The following is a 23,715-nucleotide window of genomic DNA, read 5'->3' on the forward strand; positions in this document are numbered from 1 at the left end:
CCTCCCAACCCTCCCCTTCGCCTGCGGCGAAAGGGAGGACGTTGAAACGCAGAAAGGGCGCCGCGAGGCGCCCTTTCTATTTGCTACCTACCGAGTGGATCAGGCGGCGACGACGCGCACCATTTCCAGGCACTTGTTGGAGTAGCCCCACTCGTTGTCGTACCAGCTGACCAGCTTGACGAAGGTGCTGTCCAGGGCGATGCCGGCTTCGGCGTCGAACACGGAGGTGTGGGTCTCGCCGCGGAAGTCGGTGGCCACCACCTTGTCTTCGGTGTAGCCCAGGATGCCCTTCAGCGCGCCTTCGCTCTGTGCCTTCACTTCGGCGCAGATTTCAGCGTAGGTAGCTTCCTTTTCCAGCTCGACGGTCAGGTCGACCACCGACACGTCCGAGGTCGGCACGCGGAAGCTCATGCCGGTCAGCTTCTTGTTCAATTCCGGGATCACCACGCCAACAGCCTTGGCGGCGCCGGTGGAGGACGGAATGATGTTTTCCAGGATGCCGCGGCCGCCGCGCCAATCCTTGTTGGACGGGCCGTCAACGGTCTTCTGGGTAGCGGTAGCCGCATGCACGGTGGTCATCAGGCCGCGTTTGATGCCCCACTTGTCGTTGATGACCTTGGCCAGCGGGGCCAGGCAGTTGGTGGTGCACGAGGCGTTGGAGACGATGCTCTGGCCGGCGTAGGTCTTGTGGTTCACGCCGAACACGAACATCGGCGTGTCGTCCTTGGACGGGGCCGACAGGATCACCTTCTTGGCGCCGGCATCAAGATGCTTCTGCGCGGTTTCCTTGGTCAGGAACAGGCCGGTGGATTCGATCACCACGTCCACGCCCACTTCGTCCCACTTCAGGTTGGCCGGGTCGCGCTCCTGGGTCAGGCGGATCTTCTTGCCGTTGACCAGCAGGTCGCTGCCCGACACTTCCACATCAGCCTTGAAACGGCCGTGCACCGAGTCGTACTTGAGCATGTAAGCCAGATAGTCCGGCTCCAGCAGATCGTTGATGGCCACGATCTCGATGTCATTGCCGAAGTTCAACACTGCCGAACGCAACACATTGCGCCCGATGCGACCGAAACCGTTGATGCCGACCTTGATTGCCATGTTCACAAGCTCCTGCAGCCGCAAAGCCGTTGCGGCGGGGGTGGAAAGGGGACGCCATTCTAACAGGACAGCTGCCCGCCCCGTGGCCGCCCTGGGCATGGCCGCAGCTGAGCGCCAGCTGAGCACAAACCCGTGTTTGATCAGGATCAAAGCGCTCCCCCGGCCCGGTCCCGACACTGGTGCCACCTCCACCAAGCAATGGAATTACACATGCGCAAGACCTCCGCCCTGCTGCTCTCCGGCCTGGCTGCCGCCGTGGCCCTGGCTGCCACCGCCCCCGCCATGGCCCAGTCCAAGGGCGACTGGACCCTGGGCGTCGGCGTCCATGCCGTTGACCCGAAGTCCGATGCCGGTGATCTGAACGGTGCCGCGCTGGGCCTGGGCAAGCTGTCCACCAAGGTCGACAGCGACGTCAAGCCGACCGTCACCTTTGAATACTTCGTCGCCGACAACATTGGCGTCGAAGTGCTGGCAGCGCTGCCGTTCAAGCACGATGTCAGCATCAACGGTGTCGGCAAGGTCGGCGAAACCAAGCAGCTGCCGCCGGTGGTCTCGCTGCAGTACCACTTCACCAACAGCAGCAAGGTCACTCCGTTCGTCGGCCTGGGCGTGAACTACACCAAGTTCTTCAGCACCGACAGCAAGGGCGCGCTGGCCGGCACCAAGCTGAAGCTGGAAGACTCCTGGGGCCTGGCAGCACATGCTGGCCTGGACTTCGCCGTCAGCGACAAGGGCGCGCTGCGTGTTGACATGCGCTGGGCCGATATCGACACCAAGGTGAAGGTCAACGGCAATTCGCTGGGCACCGCCAAGATCGATCCGCTGGTGTACGGCGTGGCGTACGTCTTCAAGTTCTGAGCCTTGCCGCGGTTGCAGGGCAAGCAGGCACTACCCTCCCCCAACCAGCACGTCCCCGGCTACCGCCGGGGGCGTGTTTCGCCATCTGGCGCACGCAGCTGGCCCCACCGCAGCCGTTAGAATGGCGGCATGAACAAGCTCCACCGTCTCCTGTTGCCGGCTGTCGGCATCACCCTCGCTGTTTCCGCATTGATCCCCGGCCAGGCCCTGGCATGGGGCGCACAAGGCCACCGGCTGGTCGCGCGCATTGCCGAACCCAATCTCCACCCCGCCACCAAGGCGGAAATTGACCGCCTGTTGGCTGCCGAACCCGGCGCCAGCCTCAGCAGCATCGCGCCCTGGGCCGACCAGCTGCGCGGCAACGATCCCGACCTGGGCAAGCGTTCGGCCAGCTGGCACTACGTCAACATGGCCGAGGACGACTGCGCGTTCTCCCCGCCCAAGCACTGCGCCAACGGCAACTGCGTGGTCGGCGCCCTGCAGGAACAAAGCGCGCTGCTGGCCAACCGCCAGCTCAGCGATGCCGAACGTCTGCAGGCGCTCAAGTTCGTCGTACATCTGGTCGGTGACCTGCACCAGCCGCTGCATGCCGGTTATGGCCACGACCGCGGCGGCAACAACTACCAGTTGCAGTTCAACGGCCGCGGCACCAACCTGCATTCGGTCTGGGACAGCGGCATGTTCTACACGCTGCAGTTGAACGACGACCGGTTCCTGCAACGCCTGCAGGCACTGCCGTCGCCGGGCCGCCTGCGCGCACCGGACCTGCAGCGCGACCCCGCATTGTGGGCCGAGCAGACCTGCCGCATCGCCACTCGCAAAGGCCTGTACCCGAGCGGTCACAAGATCGATGAGCGTTACACCGCGACCTGGGAGCCGGTTGCCGAGGCCCAGCTTCGCCTGGGCGGTGAACAGCTGGCGGTCTTGTTGAACCAGCTGCTCGACACTCCCTGAGCAATCAACACGCCTGCTGCCGAGCAGGCGTGCACTCAGTGCAAGCTATCCTCGCGGCGAACCACTGCCCTGCCCTCAACCACTTCGAAGGTGAAGGCATAGGGCAGGGTTACCGGCACCACCTCGATGCGTGCGGCCTTTGTGCAATCCCCGTTCGAAGGCGCCTGCACACCGGCAGCGTAATGACAGACCGCAGCCGGCTCGAACAACCACCCGGAGGTGGCTGTCAGCGCAGCTTGCAGCAGACCCACATTAGCCGCATCGCTTCCCGCGCCGCAGGCCGAGTGCGCCAACAGTGGCGTGCTACGTTCCACACGCCCCTGCGCATCCAGGATGACATTCACGCATACCGTTGTGGCAGCCAACGAACGCTTGGCGTACTCCGACGGCAACAGCGGATCAGCATCCCTTACCGCAACCGGCATGCGGAAGCTTTCCGTGGCGGCCAACTGATAGGGCTGTATCTCGCCTGCGCCACCGGAAGACTCGGGCGTCAGCACCTGCCGGTGTTGGTTGAGGTTGAAACTGCTGCCCACCTGTTCTTTGGCCGGCTGCGTCGCACAGCCGGCAAGCATCAGTGCGGCGAGCACCACGACGTTCCCGCGCACCTCAGCCCCTGCTCTGGGTTTCGGAGTAATGCATTTCTTCATCGTCCATATCAAACGAGATCGGTACTTTGATGACGCCGGCAACCGGCTTGCCGTCCTTCATCGCCGGCGCGAAGCGCCACTGCCGTGCAGCGGCAATCGAGGTCGCTTCGAACACACCCTTGGGATGCGCCTCGGTGACGACCACGTCGGTCGCCCGGCCTTCAGCGTCCACCGCGATACGCAGCACCACCTTGCCGGTGGTGCGGCTATCCATCGCATCGCGCGGATAGCTGGGCGGCGGCATCCGCCCGGCATACGGTAAGGCAACCTGCTCGGCGTTGCTGGAAGCTGCCGATACGATGGCCGGATCCCCCGCCGCTAAAGCGACCGAGCGCAGCTCCAGCACCCAGGTCGAGCGCCCGTCAGCAGTGGACACTTCGATGCCTGCAGCCACATCGGGCTTGATCAGCAAGATCGGCGACGAGATCAGATCCCCATTCGCCTTCAGCCTGCCTTTGAGCGTGAGCATGCCGTCGGCGGCAGGCTGCAGGGTGAACTCCGCTGCCCACTGCACGCCCTGGTCCGAGCTGGCGCTGAAAGAGAACGGTGTGCCTGCCGACTGCTGCAGCTCGAAGCGCTGCTTATTACCATCCAGTGTTGCCTCCACGAAGGTTGAATACACCGTGCCCTTGCCGGTCGTTGTGGATGTGGATGAAGAAGAAGACGATGTCGACGTGGAGATGGACACCGCCTTGCCCGGCTGCGCAGCCCAGGCGGTATAGCCGAAAGCGGACGACAAACCCAACGACAGCACCAACATGGCACACCACTGCTTCCTGCCCGGTACGGGACGCTTCAACATGGCAATACGCTCCTTCAATGGATGATGGTTCTGCCAGTGACACCCCACCGGCAGCGGGGACGCGGCCAGCCCGGTTTTGAGCATGGCCTCGCCGTAACTGCGGCGTGCACCCGAGACCCGGGCAATCACACGTTCATCGCAGGACAATTCCTGGTCTTGGCGGCAGCAGCGCAGGGCGAACAACAACAGCGGGTTGAACCAGTACAGGCACTGCAACAGCGCCAACAAGGCGTTGATCACGATGTCGCCACGTTGCAGATGCACGCGTTCATGCAACAGCACCAGTTGCTGCTCGATCGGCAGGTAGCGCGCTTCGAAACCGGCCGGCAGCACGATCCGCGGGCGCAACAAGCCCATCGCCGCAGGCAACCCCGCCACCGTCTGCGCCTGCCACAGACCATCGTCGCGTTGGCTGAGCCGACCCAGCCCGCGCTGGAAATTCCGCTGCTGGCGATACAGACGCAACGCCATCAGCAGCACTCCGCTCAGCCATGCGCAGCACAACCACAGCGGCCAATGCGCTATCAGCGCAGGGCCGGCAACTACCGCCTGCCCAACCTGCACGGCCACCTCGCTGACCCGCATCGGCACCGCCGCGACCTGCGGTGCAGGCAGCAACACCGCCAGCAGCGCTACCGGCAACAGCAGCCAAAGCAGATACGCAGCGCTTGCGCCAAGCCAGTACCGCAGCGGCTGGCGCAGGATCAGCGCCAGCGCAACCGCAGCACTGCTGGCCAAGGTGGTCTTGAGCAGCAGTGCCAGGATCTCAGCGCTGGTCATCGTCGAGCCCCTCCAGCAGTTTGCGCAGCTCGGCCACGTCCTCGCGGCTGAGCCGCTGGTGCTGGCTGAAATGGGCGACCAAGGGCGCAACCCGGCCGTCAAACAGCCGCTCGATCAGGCTGCTGCTCTCTTCCAGCAACCAGGCATCGCGCTGCACCAGCGGCGCATACAGGAAGCGCCGGCCATCTTTGGCGGCGCCGATCGCTGCCTTGTTGAGCAGACGGTTGAGCAGTGTCTTGACCGTAGCTTCGGCCCAGTCATTGCCGCCGGGCAGGCGCGCGATAACCTCTTCTGCGGACAGCGGGTGTTGCCCCCAAAGGACTTCCATGACCACGGCCTCGGCCTCGCTGATACGGATCATCGTTTACGCCTGTAATTTTTATCGATTACACGAGTAAACGAAAGCCCTGTCAAGCCCTCACCAAGTGATTCAGGGGCGACATGCTGTAATGCCGACACCCCCGCAGATACCGGACACCATGCCCCATCACGTGACCGACCTCGATGCCGCCGTGGACTGGCTGCTGAGCAACATCCAAGGCCCCCTGCGCATCGGCGCACCGCTGGCACTGGGCAAGCCACATCGTTTGCTCAATGCCCTGTACGCGCGTATCGAACACGACCCGGCGCGGCCGCTGCAGCTGTACACCGCGCTGTCGCTGAATCCGCCACAAGCAAAAGGTGACGGCCTGGAAGCACGCTTCATGCGCCCCTTCGTGGAACGCCACTTCGGCAAGGACTTCCCGCGCCTGGCCTACTCGGACGCGATCGTCCGCGACGCCCTGCCCGCGCATGTACAGGTGGAAGAGTTCTACATGCAATCCGGCGCGCTGCTGCGCTCGACCCAAGCGCAGCGCTACTACACCAGCCTGAACTACACGCATGCCGCCGATGCGGTGGCGCAGCGCGCGCCCAATGCCATCGTGCAGAAAGTCGCCTGGCGCGAGGGCAGCGAGCAGCTATCGCTGTCGTGCAACAACGACATCACCCAGGACACGCTGGATGCCATCGCCGCGCGCGGCCTGCCCAAGCCGCTGTTGATCGCCGAGATTGATCCGCAACTGCCGTGGCTGGGTGGAACCGCCGCCGTCGATCCGGATTTCTTCGACCTTGTCATCACCCCACCCGGCCCCTATCCGCCGCTGTTCGGCCTGCCGCGTCAGCCGGTCAGCGATGCCGACTACGCCATCGGCCTGTATGCCAGCACCTTGGTGCGCGACGGCGGCACCCTGCAGATCGGCATTGGCACCCTGGCCGATGCGCTCAGCCACGCGCTGGTGCTGCGACATACCGACAACGCGCGCTATCGGCAGATTCTGCATGCGCTGGATCCGCAGCTGGCCGAGCACCCGCTGGTGCGCGAAGCCGGCGGGCTTGGGCCGTTTGAAATCGGCCTGTACGGCTGCAGCGAAATGCTCAACGAAGGCTTCCGCAAGCTGGTGCAGACCGGCGTGATCTGGCGCAAGGTGCATGATGACCTGGGCCTGATGCAGCGCCTGGCCGACGGCACCGCCAGCAACGGCGACCGCGGCCGCCTCGCACGCGAAGGCGAGTACCTGCACGGCGCGTTCTATCTGGGCTCATCCGAGTTCTACGACTGGCTGCGGAGGCTGCCCGAGGCTGAGCGCAGCGCCATCGGCATGCGCCGCATAAGCGAGATCAATCAGTTGTACGGCGGCAACGAAGCGCTGGAGCGACTGCAACGTCGCGATGCCCGTTTCTTCAACTCCTGCATGATTGCCAGCGCGCTCGGCGCAGCCGCCTCCGATGCACTGGAAGACGGCCGCGTGGTGTCTGGTGTCGGCGGTCAGTACAACTTCGTGGCGATGGCACACGCCCTGCCCGATGCACGCAGCATCCTGATGTTCCGCGCGGTGCGCGAAGACGGCGGAAAGGCGCAGTCCAACGTGCGCTGGAACTATGGCCACACCACCATTCCCCGCCATCTGCGCGACATCTTCGTCAACGAATACGGCATTGCCGACCTGCGCAACATGACCGACGAAGACTGCGTCAGCGCCATGACCGGCATCACCGATGCGGCCTTCCAGCCGGCTTTGCTGGAACAGGCCAAAGCCTCGAAGAAGCTCGCACCGGACTTCCTCGCGCCGGTAAGCTGGCAACAGAACCGCGCCGAAGTGCTGCGCGCGACGCTGGCGCCGTTCCGCGCCGATGGCAGCTTGCCCGACTACCCGCTGGGCAGTGACTTTGATGCGGTCGAACAGGATCTGCTGCGGGCGCTCGGATGGCTGAAATCTGCGACGGCCACGCCGATGGGCAAGCTGCGCACCGTGTTGACGGCACTGCGCCAGCCGGCTGCCGAGAACGATGCGATGTACATGCAGCGGATGGGACTGGAGCGCCCGCGCAGCTTTGGCGAGCGGCTCAATGCCGGGCTGTTGCGGGTTGGTCTGGCACGGAGTACGGCGAAAGCTTGATGGTTTGCATCGGCACCTGATCGGGCGCTGAGAAGGCCGGTTTTTTTGTGGGAGCGGCGTAAGCCGCGAAGCTGGCAATCGGCAAGGCCATCGATAGCCAGATGCTCTCAGCTTCGCGGCTTACGCCGCTCCTACAATGGTTGGAATACCGGGAAGGCTTCTGCCGAGCATGGCTCGGCACTACAGACCTGCTCCCTCCCTTTCGCGCAGCGAAGGGGAGGGTTGAGGAGGGGGTAGCCTTTCGCTGGTAAAGCCCCCTGCCGAGCATGGCTCGGCACTACAGGTGGGGCTAAACCAAAACAAAGGCCGGGTTTCCCCGGCCTTTGTTCAACACCTGTAATGCAAGGCGATCAGTTTGCGGTCAGCGCCTTGGCTGCTGCCACAACCGCTTCGGTGGTGATGCCGAAGTGCTTGTACAGCTTGTCGGCCGGGGCCGATGCGCCAAAGGTATCCAGGCCGATCACCGCACCGTCCAGGCCCACGTATTGGCGCCAGAAACCAGTGACGCCGGCTTCAACGGCCACGCGCTTGCGCACGGCGTTCGGAAGCACGGATTCGCGGTAAGCCGCGTCCTGGCGATCGAACACGTCGGTGCACGGCATCGACACCACACGAGTCTTGATGCCGGCAGCGTCCAGCTCGGCCTTGGCGGCCACGGCCAGACCAATTTCCGAACCGGTGCCGATCAGGATCACGTCCGGGGTACCGGCTGCATCAGCCAGCACGTAACCACCGCGTTCGATCTGCTGCACCTGCTCGGCCGTACGCGGCTGCGGGGCCAGGTTCTGGCGGCTGAAGATCAGGCAGCTCGGGCCATCCTTGCGGACGATGGCGGCCTTCCAGCTGACCGCCGATTCGGCCGCATCGCAGGGACGCCATACATCGTTGTTGGGGATGTAGCGCAGCGAGGACACGTGCTCCACCGGCTGGTGGGTCGGGCCGTCTTCGCCCAGGCCGATCGAGTCGTGGGTGAACACATGGATGACGTGCGCCGGGATCAGCGCGCTCATACGCAGCGCGTTGCGGGCGTAGTCGCTGAACACCAGGAAGGTGGCGTCGAACGGCAGGAAGCCGCCGTGCAGGGCCAGGCCATTGGCGATGGCGCTCATGCCGAACTCACGCACGCCGTAGTGCACGTAGTTGGCATGCGGGTCTTCGCCGACCACGGTCTGCGCACCCTTCCACAGGGTCAGATTGGAACCGGCCAGGTCGGCCGAGCCACCGATGATTTCCGGCAGCAGCGGTGCGAAGGCCTGGATGGCGTTCTGCGAGGCCTTGCGCGAGGCGATGTTCGGCGCTTCGGCCTGCACCTGGGCGATGTACGCGTCGGCCTGGGCAATGAAATCGCCCGGCAGCTCGCCGTGCGAACGACGGGTCAGTTCGTCGGCGTCGGCCGGGAACTGTGCTGCGTACTTGTCGAACAGCTGCTCCCACTCGGCCTGACGCAGGGTGCCGGTGCCGCCAGCGCGCCAGCCGGCGTAGATTTCTTCCGGAATCTCGAACGGGCCGTAGGGCCAGTTCAGCGCCTTGCGGGTGGCTTCCAGTTCGTCCTTGCCCAGCGGTGCGCCGTGGCTGGATTCCTGGCCGGCCTTGTTCGGCGAGCCAAAACCAATGGTGGTCTTGCAGCAGATCAGGGTCGGCTTGTCGAACTGCGACAGCGCCTGCTCGATGCCGGCCTTGATGCTTGCCGGGTCGTGGCCGTCGACGTCGCGCACCACGTTCCATCCATAGGCCTCGAAGCGTTCCGGGGTGTTGTCGGTGAACCAGCCTTCCACTTCACCGTCGATGGAGATGTTGTTGTCGTCCCAGAAGCAGACCAGCTTGCTCAGGCCCCAGGTGCCAGCCAGCGAGGCGGCTTCGTGGGAGATGCCTTCCATCAGGCAGCCGTCACCCATGAACACCCAGGTGCGGTGATCGACAACTTCGAATTCCGGGCGGTTGTAGCGCTGCGACAGCAGCTTCTCAGCCAACGCGAAACCCACGGCATTGGCCAAGCCCTGGCCCAGCGGACCGGTGGTGGTCTCCACGCCCGGGGTTTCGTGACGCTCCGGATGGCCGGCGGTCTTGCTGCCCAGCTGGCGGAAGGCCTTCAGTTCTTCGATCGGCAGGTCGTAGCCGCTCAGGTGCAGCAGCGCGTAGTGCAGCATCGAGCCGTGACCGTTGGACAGCACGAAACGGTCGCGGTTGAACCACTTCGGATTGTTCGGGTTGTGACGGAGATAGTCGTTCCAGAGCACTTCGGCGATATCGGCCATGCCCATCGGCATGCCGGGATGACCGGACTTGGCGGCTTCGACCGCATCAGCGGCAAGGAAACGGATGGCGTTCGCCAACTGGCGGCGGGTGGGCTGCGTCATGGGTCGTCAGAATCAGGAGGCTCCCGCGGAACTGCGGGCGGCCTATTGTCCCACAAGCTACCGCCGGGATCAGTCCGTAAAAACTGATGCCGGTTTACCTAGGGTCCGGTCGAGGGAGGGGCGCTCCGCTCGAAAGCCCCCCCCTCTCCCCAACCCCAGAAACAAAAACGGCCACCCCGTTCAGGATGGCCGTCAAAAGCACGGATCAAGCAGGCTCAGCCCTGCGGGTGATGTCTTCCCATGCTGTCATCGCTCTCGCCACGTGCCACCAGGGTGGTCAGGGCCAGGTCGCCGGTCACGTTCAGCGCGGTGCGGCACATGTCCAGGAAGTGGTTCACGCCCAGGATCAGTCCGATACCGGCCGGGTTGACCCCGACCATGGCGCAGATCAGCGCCACCACCGGCAGCGAGCCGGAGGGCACACCGGCGGTACCGATGCCGCCGAGGATGCAGACCACCATCACCATGAACTGCTGGCCGATGCTCAGGTCCACGCCGAAGAACTGGGCCAGGAAGATCACCGTCACACCTTCGAACAAGGCTGTGCCGTTCTGGTTGGCGGTGGCACCAACCGTCAGAACAAAGCGCGAAACCTTGTGCGGGAAACCCATCTGGTCGGCCACCCGCAACGCGGTCGGCAAGGTGGCATTGGACGAGGCGGTGGAAAACGCCATCACCGTGGCTTCCTGGGTCTGCCGGAAGAACTGGATCGGCGAGCGCCCGGCCAGCTTCACCGCGATGCCGTAGCTGACAAACATATGGGTGGCCAGCGCCAGCACCACCACGCCCACATAGGCGCCAAGCTTGATCAGCAGGTCAAAGCCGAAGATAGCGGCCAGATTGAACATGAAGCAGGCCACTGCGTACGGCGCCAGGCGGATGACCAGGTTGATCAGGGTCATCGAGATCTCGAACAGACCTTCGATCGTCTTGCGCAGCGTGGCCACCTTCTCGGCCGGCGACAGCACCATGCCGATACCGAGCATCAATGCGAAGAACATCAGCGAAAGAATCTTGCCGTTGTCCGAAGCCGCGTCGATGACGTTGTCCGGCACGATCGACAGCAGCATATCCAGGCCCTTGGGCGCGGTGCCGGCACCGGCCACTATTGCCTTGCTGCGTTCGGCGTTCTCGGCCAGCAGCTTGGCCGCCACCGCCGGATCAACGCCCGCCCCTGGCTGGAACAGATTGACCAGCACCAGGCCGATCAATACCGCCACGCCGGACAGCACGATGGTGTAGGCCAGCGATTTCCAACCGATGCGCCCAAGCGAACGGATGTCCCCCATCTCCGACACGCCCATCACCAGCGCCGAGAAGATCAACGGCACGATGAGCATGAAGATCAGGCTCAGGAACAGCCCGGAGACCGGCGTGGTCAGATAGGTGGTTACCGTATGCACCCAGGCCGCATCCGGACTGACAAGGTGCACGATCAGACCCAGCAGCAGGCCGACGCCGAAGCCGATCCCTATTTTCCAGTGGAACGGCATTTTGGCTGTGGTCGTTGCTGCGTTGGCCATAGGTGGGCTTCCCTCCGAGAATGGATCAGCTTAACAGACGGTGTACAGCCGCCCTTTTCAGCTTTGTCCCGGATAAAGAGGGTCCAACAGCGGTTTTTCCACCACTGCGGTTTGCCGCCAACGCGGACCGGCTTTGAACACCTCCCGCAGACGGGCGCGGGCGGCACTTACATCACCCTCGCCGCCCCAGCGTGCGCGTTGCATGCGCTGCAAGGCCTCGCGCTGGGCCGGGTCATCCAACCTGTCCAGCACCGCATCCAGGCCATCCACCCCGGCCATCGCCGCCAGAATATGCGCCACCTCGTCGAGGCTGCCGGCATCCAGCGCTCGCCGCAGATCGGCCGTGCCGTAGGCCGAACCCGTCGCGTTGGCAACGTTGGCGCGCGTGCCTTGGACAACGACAGTCGCGCGCCGGCGCGACAGTCCCCAGATCAGGGTGGCCAGCCACAACAGGGCAAAACCCGCGGCCAGTGCAGGCCACAGCCAGTTGTTGGCCGGGTCGCCTGCAGCAGGTAGTGCTGTCGCAGACAGTGCCGGCGAACCGGCCGCCGCTGGCTGCGCCAATGGTGGTGGCAGCATGGCGTTGTTGCTGCCTTGGGCAACCTGCAGATTCAGCGCAGGCAACGCGGTGGTACGCGCCTGCCCGGCCGTCACATCCCACCACGCCATCTGGATGCCAGGCACGGTCAGCGCGCCGGTCTGCTGCGGCACGATCGAATAGCGTCGGGTCAGCTTCAACTGCGGGCTGGCGCCGTCGAAGGTCTCATCGTATTGCGGCGGTTCGGCGAATACCTGGGCGCTGTCACCCAGCGAGGGCACCGGCAGTTCCGGGAACTGCGCCTTGGTCGCACCGCTGGCAATGGCTTCCACTTCGATGGCGATGGCCTCGCCAGTGCGTCCGCTGTTGGGCGCAGCGGTGTAGCGCAGCTGCAGGTTCTTCAGCGGCAGCCAGGGTTGCGGCGCATTGACGGGCGTGGCCCGTATCTGCAGGGTCTGGTCCGCGCCTTGGGCGCTGAGCTGGCCGTTGTCACGGCCAAAGAAATCGTCGAAGAACCCACCGGCGCCTTGACCGCTGAAGCGTGCACCGGCCAGCTGCAGCGGCCCGCTGCGTTCGGGGATCAGCAAGAAGCGCCGTTCCACCACGTTGTAGCGGCGCCCGTTGACTTCGCGTACGGAGGTACGGTCATCGCCAATGCGCTGCAGCGAAGCCGCCGCCGGTGTATCCAGTACCAGTTCGCCGGACGCCAGCTGGGTGGCGAAATACAGCCGCACTACCACCCCCACGCTCTGCTGCACGTAGGGCTGCTTGTCGTCGACCTCGGTTTCGATGAAGGCCAGCGCATTGCTGTCGCGGCTGGCCATCGGTGCCGCTTCCACCTTCACCAGCAAGGGCGTGGTGCTGGCGTTGCCAACCCGCAGGGCGGGAATATCCAGCATGCCGGTGCGCCGCGGCGTCAGCGTCACCGCGTACTGCGCGCTGTTGCGGGTGGCGCCACCGCCCATCTGCAGTTGGCGGCTGCTGCTCTGCGCACTCAGGGTGAAGTCCGCCTGCAGCGGCGTGTAATCCGGCGCGCCGGACTGATCGGTCTCGATGGTGAGGGTGATGCTCTCGGCCTGGGTGATGCTGTCGCGATCCAGCCAGGCGCGGGTCTGTGCCTGCAGCAGGCCGCAGAAGGCCAGCAGGCTCAGCAGCAGCCAGCGCTGCAGGCGCAAGGATGGGTGGTTCTTTGTCATCGTTTTTCCCGCATCCGTCGCTCGTACTCGAGCTGGAACTTTGCTTTCAACAAATCACCGGGTTCGTCCGGCACCCGCTGCATCCAGGCTTCAACGGCCTGCTGCTGTTCGCGCTGGGCCGGCGTCATCGCCGCTGCCACGGCACCGTCCTGCTGCTCACCTTCGCCGGCCTGTTGCTGGCGCATCGCCTCGGCCATGCGCTGGCGCTGGGCCTGGTCGGCCTGCTGCTGCCTGCCGGCATCCTCGCTCTGCGGCGGCTGCTCGCCCTTGTCCGGCGACCGGCTGCCGTCCTGCGACGGGTTCTGCTCGGCGGGCCGCTGGCCTTGTTGCGCCGGGTTCGACGGCTGGCCCGTTTGCCCATTCTGCGGCTGACCCTGTTGCCCGGATTGCTGGCCCTGCTGGCCCTGTTGGTTCTGCTGCGAAGGGTTCTGCTGCTGGCCCTGCTGCCCGGGCTGATCCTTGCCCTGCTGCGGCTTGGAAGGATTGGATTGTTTGCCCTGCTGCCCCTGCTGCCCCTGCTGCGACTTGCGCTTGCGCGCGGCATCCACCGCTGCACGGTTGGCCAGCGCATCCTGCATGCCGGGATGCGCTTTCAAGGCGCGGTCGTAGGCCTCGATGGCTTCGTCGTACTTGCCTTGGCGAGCCAGCGCATTGCCCAGGTTGTACCAGCCCTGATCGCTGTCGATGCCTTCGAACTTCTTCTGCGCGGTGGCGAAATCACCAAGCCGGTAGGCGTCAACGCCTTCGCCCAGGCGCTGGTGCTGGCGCTGATCGGCGCGTTGCCACCAACCACCCTGCTCGGCCGCCTGCGCCGGTTGCCACATCGGCAACAACAGGCACAAGGCCAGCACCGGCACTACCCGGCGTGGCCGGCGGAATGCGAACAGTGCCAACAACAGCAAGGGTGGCAACAGCCAATAACCTTCGTCCTGCCATTGCTTGCCACTGCTGGCCTGCAACTGGCGATCCTGCGCGCCGGCCTGCGGTTCGAGTACACCCAGGGCCTTCAGGTCCGCCGACGTATTGGCAATACGCTGATAGCCACCGCCACCGGCCGTGGCCAGCGCCCGCAGCGAGGTTTCATCCAGATGGGCCTGTTCGATCGCACCGCGCGGATCGCGGTAGGACGCACCTTGCAGGCTGCCCAGACCAATCGCCGACACCCGGTAGCCCGCAACACGCAACCTGGCAGCCTCGGCCAGGGCCGCTGCGTCGGCGTGATCGGTCAACAACAGGATCTCGCCGTTGCGTGCGCCAGATTGCTTCAGCAGATCACCGGCCCACTGCAGTGCCTTGTCCGGGCGCTGGCCATCGACCGGCATAACCTCAGGTGCCAAGGCATCGAGGAACAAGGCGACATTGGCCGCATCGTCGGTCAACGGCGCGACGGTAAACGGTTCCCAGGCGAAGGCGACCAGCGCTACTTCGCCGCCTTTGCGCTCCCGTAGCAGGCTGGCCAGCTTGGCCCGTGCCTGCAGCAGCCGCGATGGCGGCAGATCGGTGGCGCGGATGCTGCTGGACAGATCCAGCACGATCACCAGCGGCGTCTTCGACTCCCATAGGGGCTGTTCAAGCTGCCGCCAACTCGGTCCCGCCAGCGCCAGCGCCGCCAGGGTCAAACCAAGCGCCACGGCAACGCTGCCCCACCAACCACGTTTGCGGCCATCACTGATCACGTGCGCGAGCAGGTGCGGATCCACCGCATCGTGCCATCGCGCACTGCGATGACGGCGCCACCAGCCGCCAAGCACGGCGGCCGGCACCAGCAACAAGGCCCACAACCATTCCGGCCGCAGAAAATGCAGATCCTGCCAGTTGATCATGACCGCAACCCCCGCCACGCCAGTGCCAGCACACCCAGGATCAAGGCCAACCCCAAGGGCCAGGGATAGCGTTCAATCCGCGGACGAACCGCCGGCCCGGCATCTTTCACGGGTTCCAGCCGATCCAGTTCGGCATAGATTTTGACCAGCTCCTCGGTATCGCGGGCACGGAAAAAACGCCCGCCGGTTTCGCTGGCGACCTTGGTCAAGGTGGCTTCGTCAACCTGGTCATCGGCGCCGGGCAGCTGCACGCCGAACAGCGACATGCCGCCGCTGCCACCAAAGGCGATGGTGTAAACCCGCACGCCTTCGGCCTTGGCCAGTTCGGCCGCCTTCAATGGCTCCAGTACACCTGCGGTATTGACGCCGTCGGTGAGCACGATCACCACACGCTGGCCCTGCGGCTGCTCGCGCAGGCGCTTTACCGACAATGCAATCGCATCGCCCAATGCGGTCTCGCGCCCAGCCAACCCAACCACGCTGTCGCGCAGCTGATCACGCACGGTGGCGCGGTCGGCCGTGAGTGGCGTCAAGGCATAGGCGCGCTGGCCAAACACCAGCAGACCAATACGATCGCCTTCGCGGCGCTCGAGGAAATCCGCCAACACCGCCTTGGCGGCGGTAAGCCGGTCCACGACCTGGCCACCGAGCTGCATGTCCGGCTCGCTCATGCTGCCGGACAGGTCCACCGCCAGCATCATCTGCCGCGCCTGCCGTGGCGGTTCGATCGGTTCACCCAGGTGTTGCGGTCGCGCCACCGCCGCACACAGGCACAGCCATGCCAACCACAACAGCAGCATCTGCAGCACCGCCGCAGTGCGCGAGGAGGCCTGCAGTTGCAGGCGCGCAGGCTCATAGGGCACGCGCAGGGCGGCGCCGTTCTCTTCGCGCAATGGCCACAACAGCATCAACAACGGCAATGGCAAAGCCAGCCACGCCCACGGCCAGGCGAAGTTCGGCAACAGGCTCAATCCGTTTGCGAGAATGTCCTGCATCAGCGCCGCCCAGCCATCAATTCCAGAAAACGGGCACGCGCCAGCTGACAGGCGCGTTCGACCTGCTCGCCTTCAAGCTGCGGGCGGAAACCGCCGTCCAGCAATAGCCGGCCTGCGCCACTGCTGAAATCCTTGCGCTTGCCACCGTCGAGAAAACGCAGCCATGCCTCGCCCTGCAGCTGTACCGCCTGCGGATCCAGCTGGCGCGCCGCGCGCCGCAGCAACTCCGAGGCCGCCGCCAACTGCGCCGGCCCTTGTGCTGCGGCCTGCAGCTGCCGATCAAACAAGGCCATCCAACGCTGCAATCTGCGCCGGCGGAGAAAATAGATCACAAGCACGGTCAGCACTACCAGCAGCACGGCGCCGATCAGCAGCCACCAGCCCGGCGCCAGTGGCCACCACCCCGGCGCGGCCGGCAGGTGCACGTCACGCAGCGGCAATTGTGCGGCCATCAGCCCACGCTCCTGTTCGGCGCCATGCCCAACCAGGCATCACTGGCGTCATCGCTTAGCAGCGTGCTGACGCGGATACGACGGCCGGGCAACTGCCGGCACAATTCTTCCACCGGCCCAACCAAGGCCTCGTGCCAGGTCTGGCGCACAGCGGACGCGGTCAGGTCCAATTGCACACGACCCGACGGCGTTGCCAGTGGCAACACGCAGTGCGGCGGCGAAACTTCCAGCGGATCGAGCAACAACACCAACTCCACTTCCACGTGCATTGCCAGCGCCGACCAGGTCGCGGCCGGCACCGCCTGCGCGCTGATCGGATCGGCCAATACCACCGCCCGCGCGCCCGGATGCAACACCCGCGCAGCCTGCTCCAATGCCAGTTGCAAACCACCGTCATCGACCGGCCGTTCGCCATACCAACGCACCAGCGCATCCAGGGCCCGCAATACCCCGCGGGTACCACCGGCTGGCGGTACCAAGGCCTGCTGCGGAGAACCGCGCAGTGCCGCGATACGATCACCATCACGCAGTGCCGACCAAGCTGCCACCGCGCCTGCACGCGCCGCCTGCACCGACTTGAAGCGGACCCGTGTGCCGAAGTACAGGGCCGGCGCGGTATCGGCGATCAACAAGGTGACCCGTTCGCGCTCGGTCTGAAAGGTCTTGGTATGCGTGGCATCGGTACGCGCGGTCAATTTCCAGTCGATATGCCGCGCATCATCGCCGGCCACGTATTCGCGCGACTCGGCGTATTCCATCCCGCGACCACGCAGCATGGATGCCGCGCGGCCGCTTACCGCGTAATGCCCGCGCCTGGCTTTTCTTCCGCCATTGGCCGAGCCGCGCAATGCGATCAGCTCGGCCAGTTGCGGGCGGATGCCATCCTCGGCAGCTGCTGCCGGCTTGGCTACGGGTGCCGTCATCGCCGGCCCGCCTGCGGGCGCGAGCCACGTGTCATTTCAATTGCGGCGAACGTCATCACACCCAGCCTCAAGGCAGGGGCACGCATTCAAGCAGGGCTGCTACCAGGCGCTCCCCATCCCAGCCTTCGGCCGCGGCCTCATAACTGGGCAGCACGCGATGGCGTAGTACATCCGCGGCGACGCCGCGGATGTCGTCCGGAGTGACATAGTCGCGGTTGGCCAACCAGGCGCGGGCACGCGCGCAGCGTTCCAGCGCGATCGAGCCACGCGGGCTTGCGCCCCAGGCGATGCGTTTGGCGAGCTTGGCGTCATAGGCGCTGGCGTCACGCGATGCCAGCACCAGCGCAACCAGATAGCGCTCCAGCTGCGGCGCCATATGCAGTTCCAGTACTTCACGGCGCGCCTGTTCGATTTTCTGCAGCGATATCTTCTCGATCGTCGAGGGCTGCGGCCGCATTGCGCGCAAGGCGCGCTCACGCGCCAGCCGCAGAATTTCAGTTTCGGCACTGGCATCCGGGTAGCCGATGCGCACATGCATCAGGAAGCGATCCAGCTGCGCCTCGGGCAGCGGGAAGGTGCCTTCCTGTTCGATCGGGTTCTGCGTTGCCATCACCAGGAACACGTCCGGCAAGGGATAGGTGTTGCGGCCCACCGTTACCTGCCGCTCGCCCATCGCTTCGAGCAGGGCCGACTGCACCTTGGCCGGGGCGCGATTGATTTCGTCGGCCAGCAGGATCGGATGGAAGATGGGCCCGGCCTGGAACTCGAAACGACCTTCCTGCGAGCGCCAGATATCGGTACCGGTGAGGTCGGCGGGCAGCAGGTCCGGGGTGAACTGGATGCGCGCGAAGCTGGCATCGATCCGCGAGGCCAGCGCCCGTATGGCGGTGGTCTTGGCCAGCCCGGGCGCGCCCTCCACCAGCAGGTGGCCATCGGCCAGCAAGGCAGTCAGCAACCGGTCGACCAGCAACGACTGGCCAACGATTTCGCTGGCCAGGGCATCGCGCAATGCAGTGAATTCCTGATGCAGGCCGCTGTCGCGGACCGGGGCATCAGCGTGGTTGGGCAGTTGGGGAGGCAGGTTCATAGGCGCAGTTTGACTGATCTACGATGAAATGGTTCCAAACACCGGCCAGCAAACGGAAAAGGGCCGCGTTTAGCGGCCCTTTTCCTTAACGCTAACAAGTGCTTACTGAGCGGCCTTGGCCACGCGCAGGATCTTCGGGGTCACGAAGACCAGCAGCTCGGCCTTGTCCTTGCTGCGACCACGCTTCTTGAACAGATTGCCAAGGAACGGGACGTCGCCGAGGAACGGCACCTTGCTGACGCTCTCACGATCACTGAACTCGTACACGCCACCAATGACTACGGTCTGACCGTCATCCACCAGCACTGCGGTATTGATCTCACGACGATTGATGACCGGCACCACGCCGAAATTTGTAATCGGCAGATACTCATCAACCTCGTCCTTCTTCACATTCATATTGAGAAAGACGCGGTTGTCCTGGGTGATGGTCGGGGTGACCTTCAGCTCCAGCAGCACTTCCTTGAACTGGACGTTCGGCGTAGCAGCGGCCCCACCTACACCGCCGGTAATGGTGACGTAACCGATTTCCTTACCCTGCTTGATCACGCCCTCGCGCTGGTTGGCGGTGACGATACGGGGGTTGGAAATGACCTCACCACGCCCCTCTTCCTGCAATGCCGACAACTCCAGATCCAGATTGAAGTTCGCACCCAGCAAGGTGTAGGCAAGGCTCGGCCCCAGGCCATTGGCCGTGGTAAAGCTACCCGCCGGCAGATTGACGTTGAGCCCACGATTGGCGTTGCCCACACCGTTGGTGGTGTTGCCTATCGTCGCCTCATTGTCACCTTCGTTGTAGGTCCGCTTGCCGCCGATACCGAACTTCGCACCCAGGTCGCGGGCGAAGGTGTCATTGGCAATCACGATGCGGCCTTCAATCAGCACCTGGTCGACCGGGCGATCGATCACCGCGATCAGTTCACGCATCTGCGCGACCTTCTTCGGGATATCACTGATCATCAAGGTATTGGTGCGCTCATCGGCAACCAGGCGACCACGCGGCGACAGGAAGCCATTCTCATTCTGGCCACCACCACCCTCACCACCACCGCCGCCGATGCCCTTGGCTTCGGTCAGCGCTTTGAAAATGGTCGTGGCGCTGTGGTAGTTGATCTGCACGTAATCGGTGATCAGATCCGAGCGGTTCTCGATCGCGATGCGCGCATCTTCCTTGTCCTGCTCGAACTTGGCCAGCTCCGGCTGCGGCGCAATCCAGATCACGCCACCATCACGACGCTTGTCCAGGCCCTTGGCACGCAGCACGATGTCCAGTGCCTGGTCCCACGGCACATTGACCAGACGCAGGGTCACATTGCCCTGCACCGTGTCAGAGGCGACCACGTTGAGATTGGACTCCTCGGCAATCAACTGCAGCACGGTGCGCACCGGCACGTCCTGGAAGTTGAAGGTCACCGGACGCCCACTGTAGCCACGTGCTGCAACCGTAGCCGCAGCCTGGGCAACGGTCTTGGAGGTCACCGCACCAGTAGCCACGTCGGCCTTGCGCGGGGTGATCTCGACCACGTACTCATTGCCGGTCTGGTAGGCCAGCGAGTCGAATGCGCCGTTGGTGCTGAGCACCAGCTGCGAACCCTGCCCCGACGGCTTGGCGTCGATACGCTGCACCGGTGTAGCGAAATCAACCACATTGAGCGGCCGCTGCAGTTCAGCCGGCAACACGGCATTGCCAACGTCGATCACGACGTTGTTGCCCTGGTTGCGCAGGTCCGGGCTTGCACCCTGACCATCGAACTGCATGATCAGCCGTCCCGTACCGTCGTCGCCCCGTTTGAAGTCGATCTTGGTAACGGAAACCGCCTTCACTGCCTGCTGGGTGGCTGCGGCCGCGCCGCCGACACCCGCAACAGGCTGTGCTGCGAAGGAAGAGCCGCACACCGCTGCCAACGCCACTCCCAGGGCGCAGACGCGGACCAGTGCATGGCGCCGGATGGGACGCAGGCTCAGGGCTTTGGTAAAAGTCATCGTGCTATCCCCTAATCAATCAACGATCGTCCAGTGCAAGCGAGGCTGGGCGTTCCAGCCAGCCACCTGCACCGTCCGGCACTAGTTCAATCAACTCGATCCCGTCTTCGCGTACGCCGGTGACACGGCCATCGCTCTGGCCCATGTACACCCCTGGACGTACACGGTAAGTGACCTTGTCCGGCCCCATCACCAGTGCAACGGCAGCAGCTCCGTTGCCGATCGTCCCGACCATGTCCAGACTGTCCAGCGGGAACGCTTCGAGCGGTTCCTTGCGACGGTTCGGATCAGGCCGCAACTGGTTGTTGCCGTCATCGGAAACCCAGGCGTCGCTGAACGGATCACGCAGCCCCTGGGCTGAGTATTCAAACGTTTCGAACTGCTGCATCACCGGCAGCGGCGGCAGCGGTTCGGCTGGACGAGCACGCACATCGGCGGTCCATTTCTCAAGATTCGGCGCATCGCCCGGTGTGCTGGTGATGCTGCGGGCGCAACCGCCCAACAGCAGCATGCACACCATGCCCAGCGCCAAGGAGGAAGTTTTACGCATGATCACTTCCCTCCCTTTTTCTTGGCATCGGCGGCAGCCGCCTTTTCCTGATCGGCCAACTCGGTGTCATCCAGATAACGATAGGTCTTGACCGTACCGGAGAGCTCCAGCGCACCACCGGGAGTGATCACGCCCTGCCCGCCCTTGGGCTTGAGATTGATGTCGTGCATGGTCAGGATAACCACGCGCGGCAACGAGGCCACGCCGCTGACGAAGGCACCAAACTGGTGATAGCTGCCCACCAGACGCAGAGCGATCGGCTTCTCGGCGTAGAACTCTTTCAGAGTTTCGTCGCCCGGCTTGAACAGCTCGTTGTTCAAACCGCTGGACAGCGCTGTCTGGGAAACGTCGATGATCAGGTCCGGCATCTCGGTCTTGCTCGGCAACTGCCGCAGCATCTGCTGCAGTACCTGCTCCATCTGTGCCAGCTGCAGCTTCAGCGGCTCGAGGTTGGCAGCGCGTTTCTGCTCTTTCTCGAACTCATCGCGCAGCTTGGCCTCTTTGCTGACCAGGGCCTCCAGCTCGTCGCGTTGACCGCTGACGACCAGCAGGTACGACAAACCGATGATCAGCAACGACAGCAGCACGCAGAACACGATCTTCGGGTTGCGTGGCCAGGCGCCGATATTGTTGAAATCCAGATCTTTGGCGTTGAATTTCTTGCTCACGAACGCGCCTCCTTCTGCGCCGGTGCCGCCGGTGCCGTCTCGCTCTTGGGCTGCTCAGCCCCAGCAGCCGGGGCAACAGGAGCGGCCGGTGCCGTACTTGCTGGTGCCGCAGGTGCCGCCGCGTCGGGTGCAACCGGTGCAGCAGCCGCTGCTGGCGCAGCCGCATCGGTGGCCACCAGCTCGCCGTCCTCGGACTGACCCTCACCCGGCGTAGGCAACTTCACCTTGAGGGTGAACACATACGGCAAGGACTTGATATCGACAACGCTGCCGGTCTTTTCCTGTGCACGCGCCTCGATGATGGTCAGTTCCGGGCTGGTCATCCAACCGGAGGTCTCGAGGTTGCGCATATAGGCACTGACACGGGCATTGGACTGCGTGCGACCTTCCAGAGTCAGCGTATCGCCCTCCTGCTGCAGCGCGGTCAGCACCACGCCATCAGGAATGGTGCGCACCAGCGAATCGAACAGGTGCACCATCTGCGAACGCTTGCCCTGCAGTTCCTCGATCACCTTCTTGCGGTCGAGCAGACGTTTTTTCTGCACGTCCAGGCGGTCGATTTCCTTGTTCTGCTCCTTGACCTTGGCGATTTCCGCATCAAGGTAGGCATTACGCTCGTTCTGCCCGCTGATCTGCTGGCTGAAGAAAAACCACAGCAAGCCCGACAGCACCACGCCACTGAGCGCGGCAAAGCCCAGCATCCCGTAGAACTCACGTTGACGCTGTTTGCGGCGCTCCTCGCGCCACGGCAATAGGTTTATCCGTGCCATCAGTCAAACCCCCTCATGGCCAGACCCGTCGCGATCATCAGCGCCGGTGCATCCTGGTTCAGTGCATGCGCCTGGACCTTCGGTCCCAGCGTCATCTGTGCCAAGGGATTGGCTACCGATGTGGCCACACCCAGCTGTTCTTCAACCATGGTCGGCAAACCGGCCAGGGCGGCACAACCGCCCGCCAGCACGATGTGATCGACACGGTTGAACTCGCTGCCGGCGTAGAAGAACTGCAACAGGCGGCTGATCTGCTGCACTGTCGCCTCCTTGAACGGCTCCAGCACTTCAACCTCATAGCTCTCCGGCAAGCCGCCCTGGCGCTTGGCCAGGCCTGCTTCCTCGTAGCTCAGCCCGTAACGGCGCATCACTTCGTCGGTGAGCTGCTTGCCGCCGAACACCTGTTCGCGGCTGTACAGGCTGCGACCGCCGCGCAACACGTTGAGCGTGGTCATGGTTGCGCCGATATCGACCAGCGCCACCACGCCATCACTGGGTACAGCCAGCTCGCTGGCAACCAATGCAAATGCGTTCTCAATCGCGAACGCCTCCACATCCATCACCTTGGCGGTCAGCCCACCGAGCTCCAGCGCGGACTGGCGCAGCTCCACGTTCTCCGAGCGCGAAGCGGCCAGCAGTACCTGCACCATTTCTGGATTGTTCGGCACTGGACCCAGCACTTCGAAATCGAGGTTTACTTCGTCGATGGGGTACGGGATGTAGTTCACCGCCTCCAGCTCGACCTGTGCTTCCAGGTCGTTTTCGTCCAGATCCGCTGGCATCGGAATCACCTTGGTGATCACCGCAGAACCAGCAACAGCGGCGGCCGCCCCCTTGGCCTTGCTGCCTGAACGCGCAACAGCCCGACGAATCGCTTCGCCGACTGCTTCGACTTCGACAATGTTTTTCTCAACCACCGCATTCGGCGGAAGAGGTTCCACGGCGTAATGTTCCACGCGGAAACGGTTACCGCTGCGGGAAAGCTGCAATAGCTTTACCGCAGTCGAACTGATGTCGACGCCAATGATGGGCGTCTGACTCTTTGGGATAAGCCCCACGGATTCTCCCCTGCCGACGGGCACTTGGACGCAAGTGTTGCGCCGGCGCATTAATAACGTTTTTTCAGCAAATGGCAACCATCCGGAATGCGAGACGCGATCTGCATCACGCCGCCCAGCTGTATCTCATTTGCTCTCCCCAGGACGCGGCCCCAGCCGCTCCCCTGCGTAATCTATACTCTGCGGCTACAAAAACCGCAATCGGGACT

General features: G+C 64.1%; 20 protein-coding genes. 3 read left to right on the top strand and 17 right to left on the bottom strand.

Annotated elements, in window-relative coordinates:
- Positions 1-99: 99 nt before the first annotated feature.
- Positions 100-1,101 carry a type I glyceraldehyde-3-phosphate dehydrogenase gene (gene gap / locus ABB27_RS12185; RefSeq protein ID WP_057629111.1) on the bottom strand — a complete coding sequence of 334 codons (1,002 nt, stop codon included), beginning with the start codon at positions 1,099-1,101 and terminating at the stop codon, positions 100-102.
- Positions 1,102-1,311: 210 nt separating this feature from the next.
- Here gap and ABB27_RS12190 point away from each other — a divergent pair, with 210 nt between their 5' ends.
- Both ABB27_RS12190 and ABB27_RS12195 read left to right on the top strand, forming a co-directional pair.
- The gene (locus ABB27_RS12190; RefSeq protein WP_057628999.1) at positions 1,312-1,959 is read left to right on the top strand and encodes an OmpW/AlkL family protein; all 648 of its coding nucleotides are present in this window, start codon (positions 1,312-1,314) and stop codon (positions 1,957-1,959) included.
- A 129-nt stretch (positions 1,960-2,088) separates the two neighbouring features.
- Complete coding sequence (locus tag ABB27_RS12195) at positions 2,089-2,913, top strand: S1/P1 nuclease (RefSeq protein WP_057629001.1); 825 nt, start codon at positions 2,089-2,091, stop codon at positions 2,911-2,913.
- Between the two features lie 35 nt (positions 2,914-2,948).
- On the opposite strand, the gene ABB27_RS12200 is transcribed toward ABB27_RS12195, so the two are convergent.
- The 3 genes from ABB27_RS12200 to ABB27_RS12210 are packed head-to-tail and all read right to left on the bottom strand — an operon-like array spanning position 2,949 to position 5,506.
- Entirely contained in the window at positions 2,949-3,521 is a 573-nt protein-coding gene (locus tag ABB27_RS12200; protein ID WP_057629003.1) for a hypothetical protein, read from the bottom strand.
- A gap of 1 nt (position 3,522) precedes the next feature.
- A complete protein-coding gene (locus tag ABB27_RS12205; RefSeq protein WP_057629005.1) occupies positions 3,523-5,145 on the bottom strand; it encodes a TonB family protein in 1,623 nt (540 codons plus the stop codon).
- On the bottom strand, positions 5,132-5,506 hold the full coding sequence (locus tag ABB27_RS12210) for a BlaI/MecI/CopY family transcriptional regulator (protein ID WP_057629007.1): 375 nt from the start codon (positions 5,504-5,506) through the stop codon (positions 5,132-5,134). The genes ABB27_RS12205 and ABB27_RS12210 overlap by 14 nt, the downstream gene beginning before the upstream one ends.
- A gap of 118 nt (positions 5,507-5,624) precedes the next feature.
- Here ABB27_RS12210 and ABB27_RS12215 point away from each other — a divergent pair, with 118 nt between their 5' ends.
- A complete protein-coding gene (locus tag ABB27_RS12215) occupies positions 5,625-7,583 on the top strand; it encodes an acetyl-CoA hydrolase/transferase C-terminal domain-containing protein (protein ID WP_057629114.1) in 1,959 nt (652 codons plus the stop codon).
- A 350-nt stretch (positions 7,584-7,933) separates the two neighbouring features.
- Here ABB27_RS12215 and tkt read toward each other — a convergent pair whose 3' ends face one another.
- From tkt to ABB27_RS12280, 13 genes are all read right to left on the bottom strand, one after another.
- On the bottom strand, positions 7,934-9,940 hold the full coding sequence (gene tkt / locus ABB27_RS12220; RefSeq protein ID WP_057629009.1) for a transketolase: 2,007 nt from the start codon (positions 9,938-9,940) through the stop codon (positions 7,934-7,936).
- Positions 9,941-10,155: 215 nt separating this feature from the next.
- Positions 10,156-11,463, bottom strand: a complete 1,308-nt coding sequence (locus tag ABB27_RS12225) for a dicarboxylate/amino acid:cation symporter (protein WP_057629011.1) — start codon at positions 11,461-11,463, stop codon at positions 10,156-10,158.
- Between the two features lie 57 nt (positions 11,464-11,520).
- The gene (locus ABB27_RS12230) at positions 11,521-13,197 is read right to left on the bottom strand and encodes a BatD family protein (RefSeq protein WP_057629012.1); all 1,677 of its coding nucleotides are present in this window, start codon (positions 13,195-13,197) and stop codon (positions 11,521-11,523) included.
- Positions 13,194-15,020, bottom strand: a complete 1,827-nt coding sequence (locus tag ABB27_RS12235; RefSeq protein ID WP_057629014.1) for a vWA domain-containing protein — start codon at positions 15,018-15,020, stop codon at positions 13,194-13,196. The genes ABB27_RS12230 and ABB27_RS12235 overlap by 4 nt, the downstream gene beginning before the upstream one ends.
- On the bottom strand, positions 15,017-16,015 hold the full coding sequence (locus tag ABB27_RS12240) for a vWA domain-containing protein (RefSeq protein WP_057629016.1): 999 nt from the start codon (positions 16,013-16,015) through the stop codon (positions 15,017-15,019). The genes ABB27_RS12235 and ABB27_RS12240 overlap by 4 nt, the downstream gene beginning before the upstream one ends.
- Positions 16,015-16,467: a DUF4381 domain-containing protein gene (locus tag ABB27_RS12245; protein ID WP_057629017.1), complete on the bottom strand. Its 453-nt coding sequence runs from the start codon at positions 16,465-16,467 to the stop codon at positions 16,015-16,017. Before ABB27_RS12245 ends, ABB27_RS12240 begins: the two co-directional genes overlap by 1 nt.
- Positions 16,467-17,390, bottom strand: coding sequence for a DUF58 domain-containing protein (locus tag ABB27_RS12250; protein WP_057629020.1), 924 nt, complete (start codon positions 17,388-17,390; stop codon positions 16,467-16,469). Before ABB27_RS12250 ends, ABB27_RS12245 begins: the two co-directional genes overlap by 1 nt.
- Before the next feature lie 67 nt (positions 17,391-17,457).
- Complete coding sequence (locus ABB27_RS12255) at positions 17,458-18,477, bottom strand: AAA family ATPase (protein WP_057629021.1); 1,020 nt, start codon at positions 18,475-18,477, stop codon at positions 17,458-17,460.
- A gap of 102 nt (positions 18,478-18,579) precedes the next feature.
- The gene (locus tag ABB27_RS12260; protein WP_057629024.1) at positions 18,580-20,460 is read right to left on the bottom strand and encodes a type IV pilus secretin PilQ; all 1,881 of its coding nucleotides are present in this window, start codon (positions 20,458-20,460) and stop codon (positions 18,580-18,582) included.
- 19 nt (positions 20,461-20,479) lie between these two features.
- The gene (locus ABB27_RS12265; protein WP_244479227.1) at positions 20,480-20,980 is read right to left on the bottom strand and encodes a pilus assembly protein PilP; all 501 of its coding nucleotides are present in this window, start codon (positions 20,978-20,980) and stop codon (positions 20,480-20,482) included.
- 32 nt (positions 20,981-21,012) lie between these two features.
- Positions 21,013-21,678 (bottom strand): type IV pilus inner membrane component PilO, encoded by a 666-nt coding sequence (locus ABB27_RS12270; protein WP_057629029.1) that lies wholly within the window; start codon positions 21,676-21,678, stop codon positions 21,013-21,015.
- Complete coding sequence (locus tag ABB27_RS12275; RefSeq protein ID WP_057629031.1) at positions 21,675-22,448, bottom strand: PilN domain-containing protein; 774 nt, start codon at positions 22,446-22,448, stop codon at positions 21,675-21,677. Before ABB27_RS12275 ends, ABB27_RS12270 begins: the two co-directional genes overlap by 4 nt.
- Positions 22,448-23,506, bottom strand: a complete 1,059-nt coding sequence (locus ABB27_RS12280; RefSeq protein WP_057629032.1) for a pilus assembly protein PilM — start codon at positions 23,504-23,506, stop codon at positions 22,448-22,450. Before ABB27_RS12280 ends, ABB27_RS12275 begins: the two co-directional genes overlap by 1 nt.
- Between the last annotated feature and the right edge of the window lie 209 nt (positions 23,507-23,715).

The organism is Stenotrophomonas terrae (genome assembly GCF_001431465.1).
GTDB lineage: Bacteria > Pseudomonadota > Gammaproteobacteria > Xanthomonadales > Xanthomonadaceae > Stenotrophomonas > Stenotrophomonas terrae.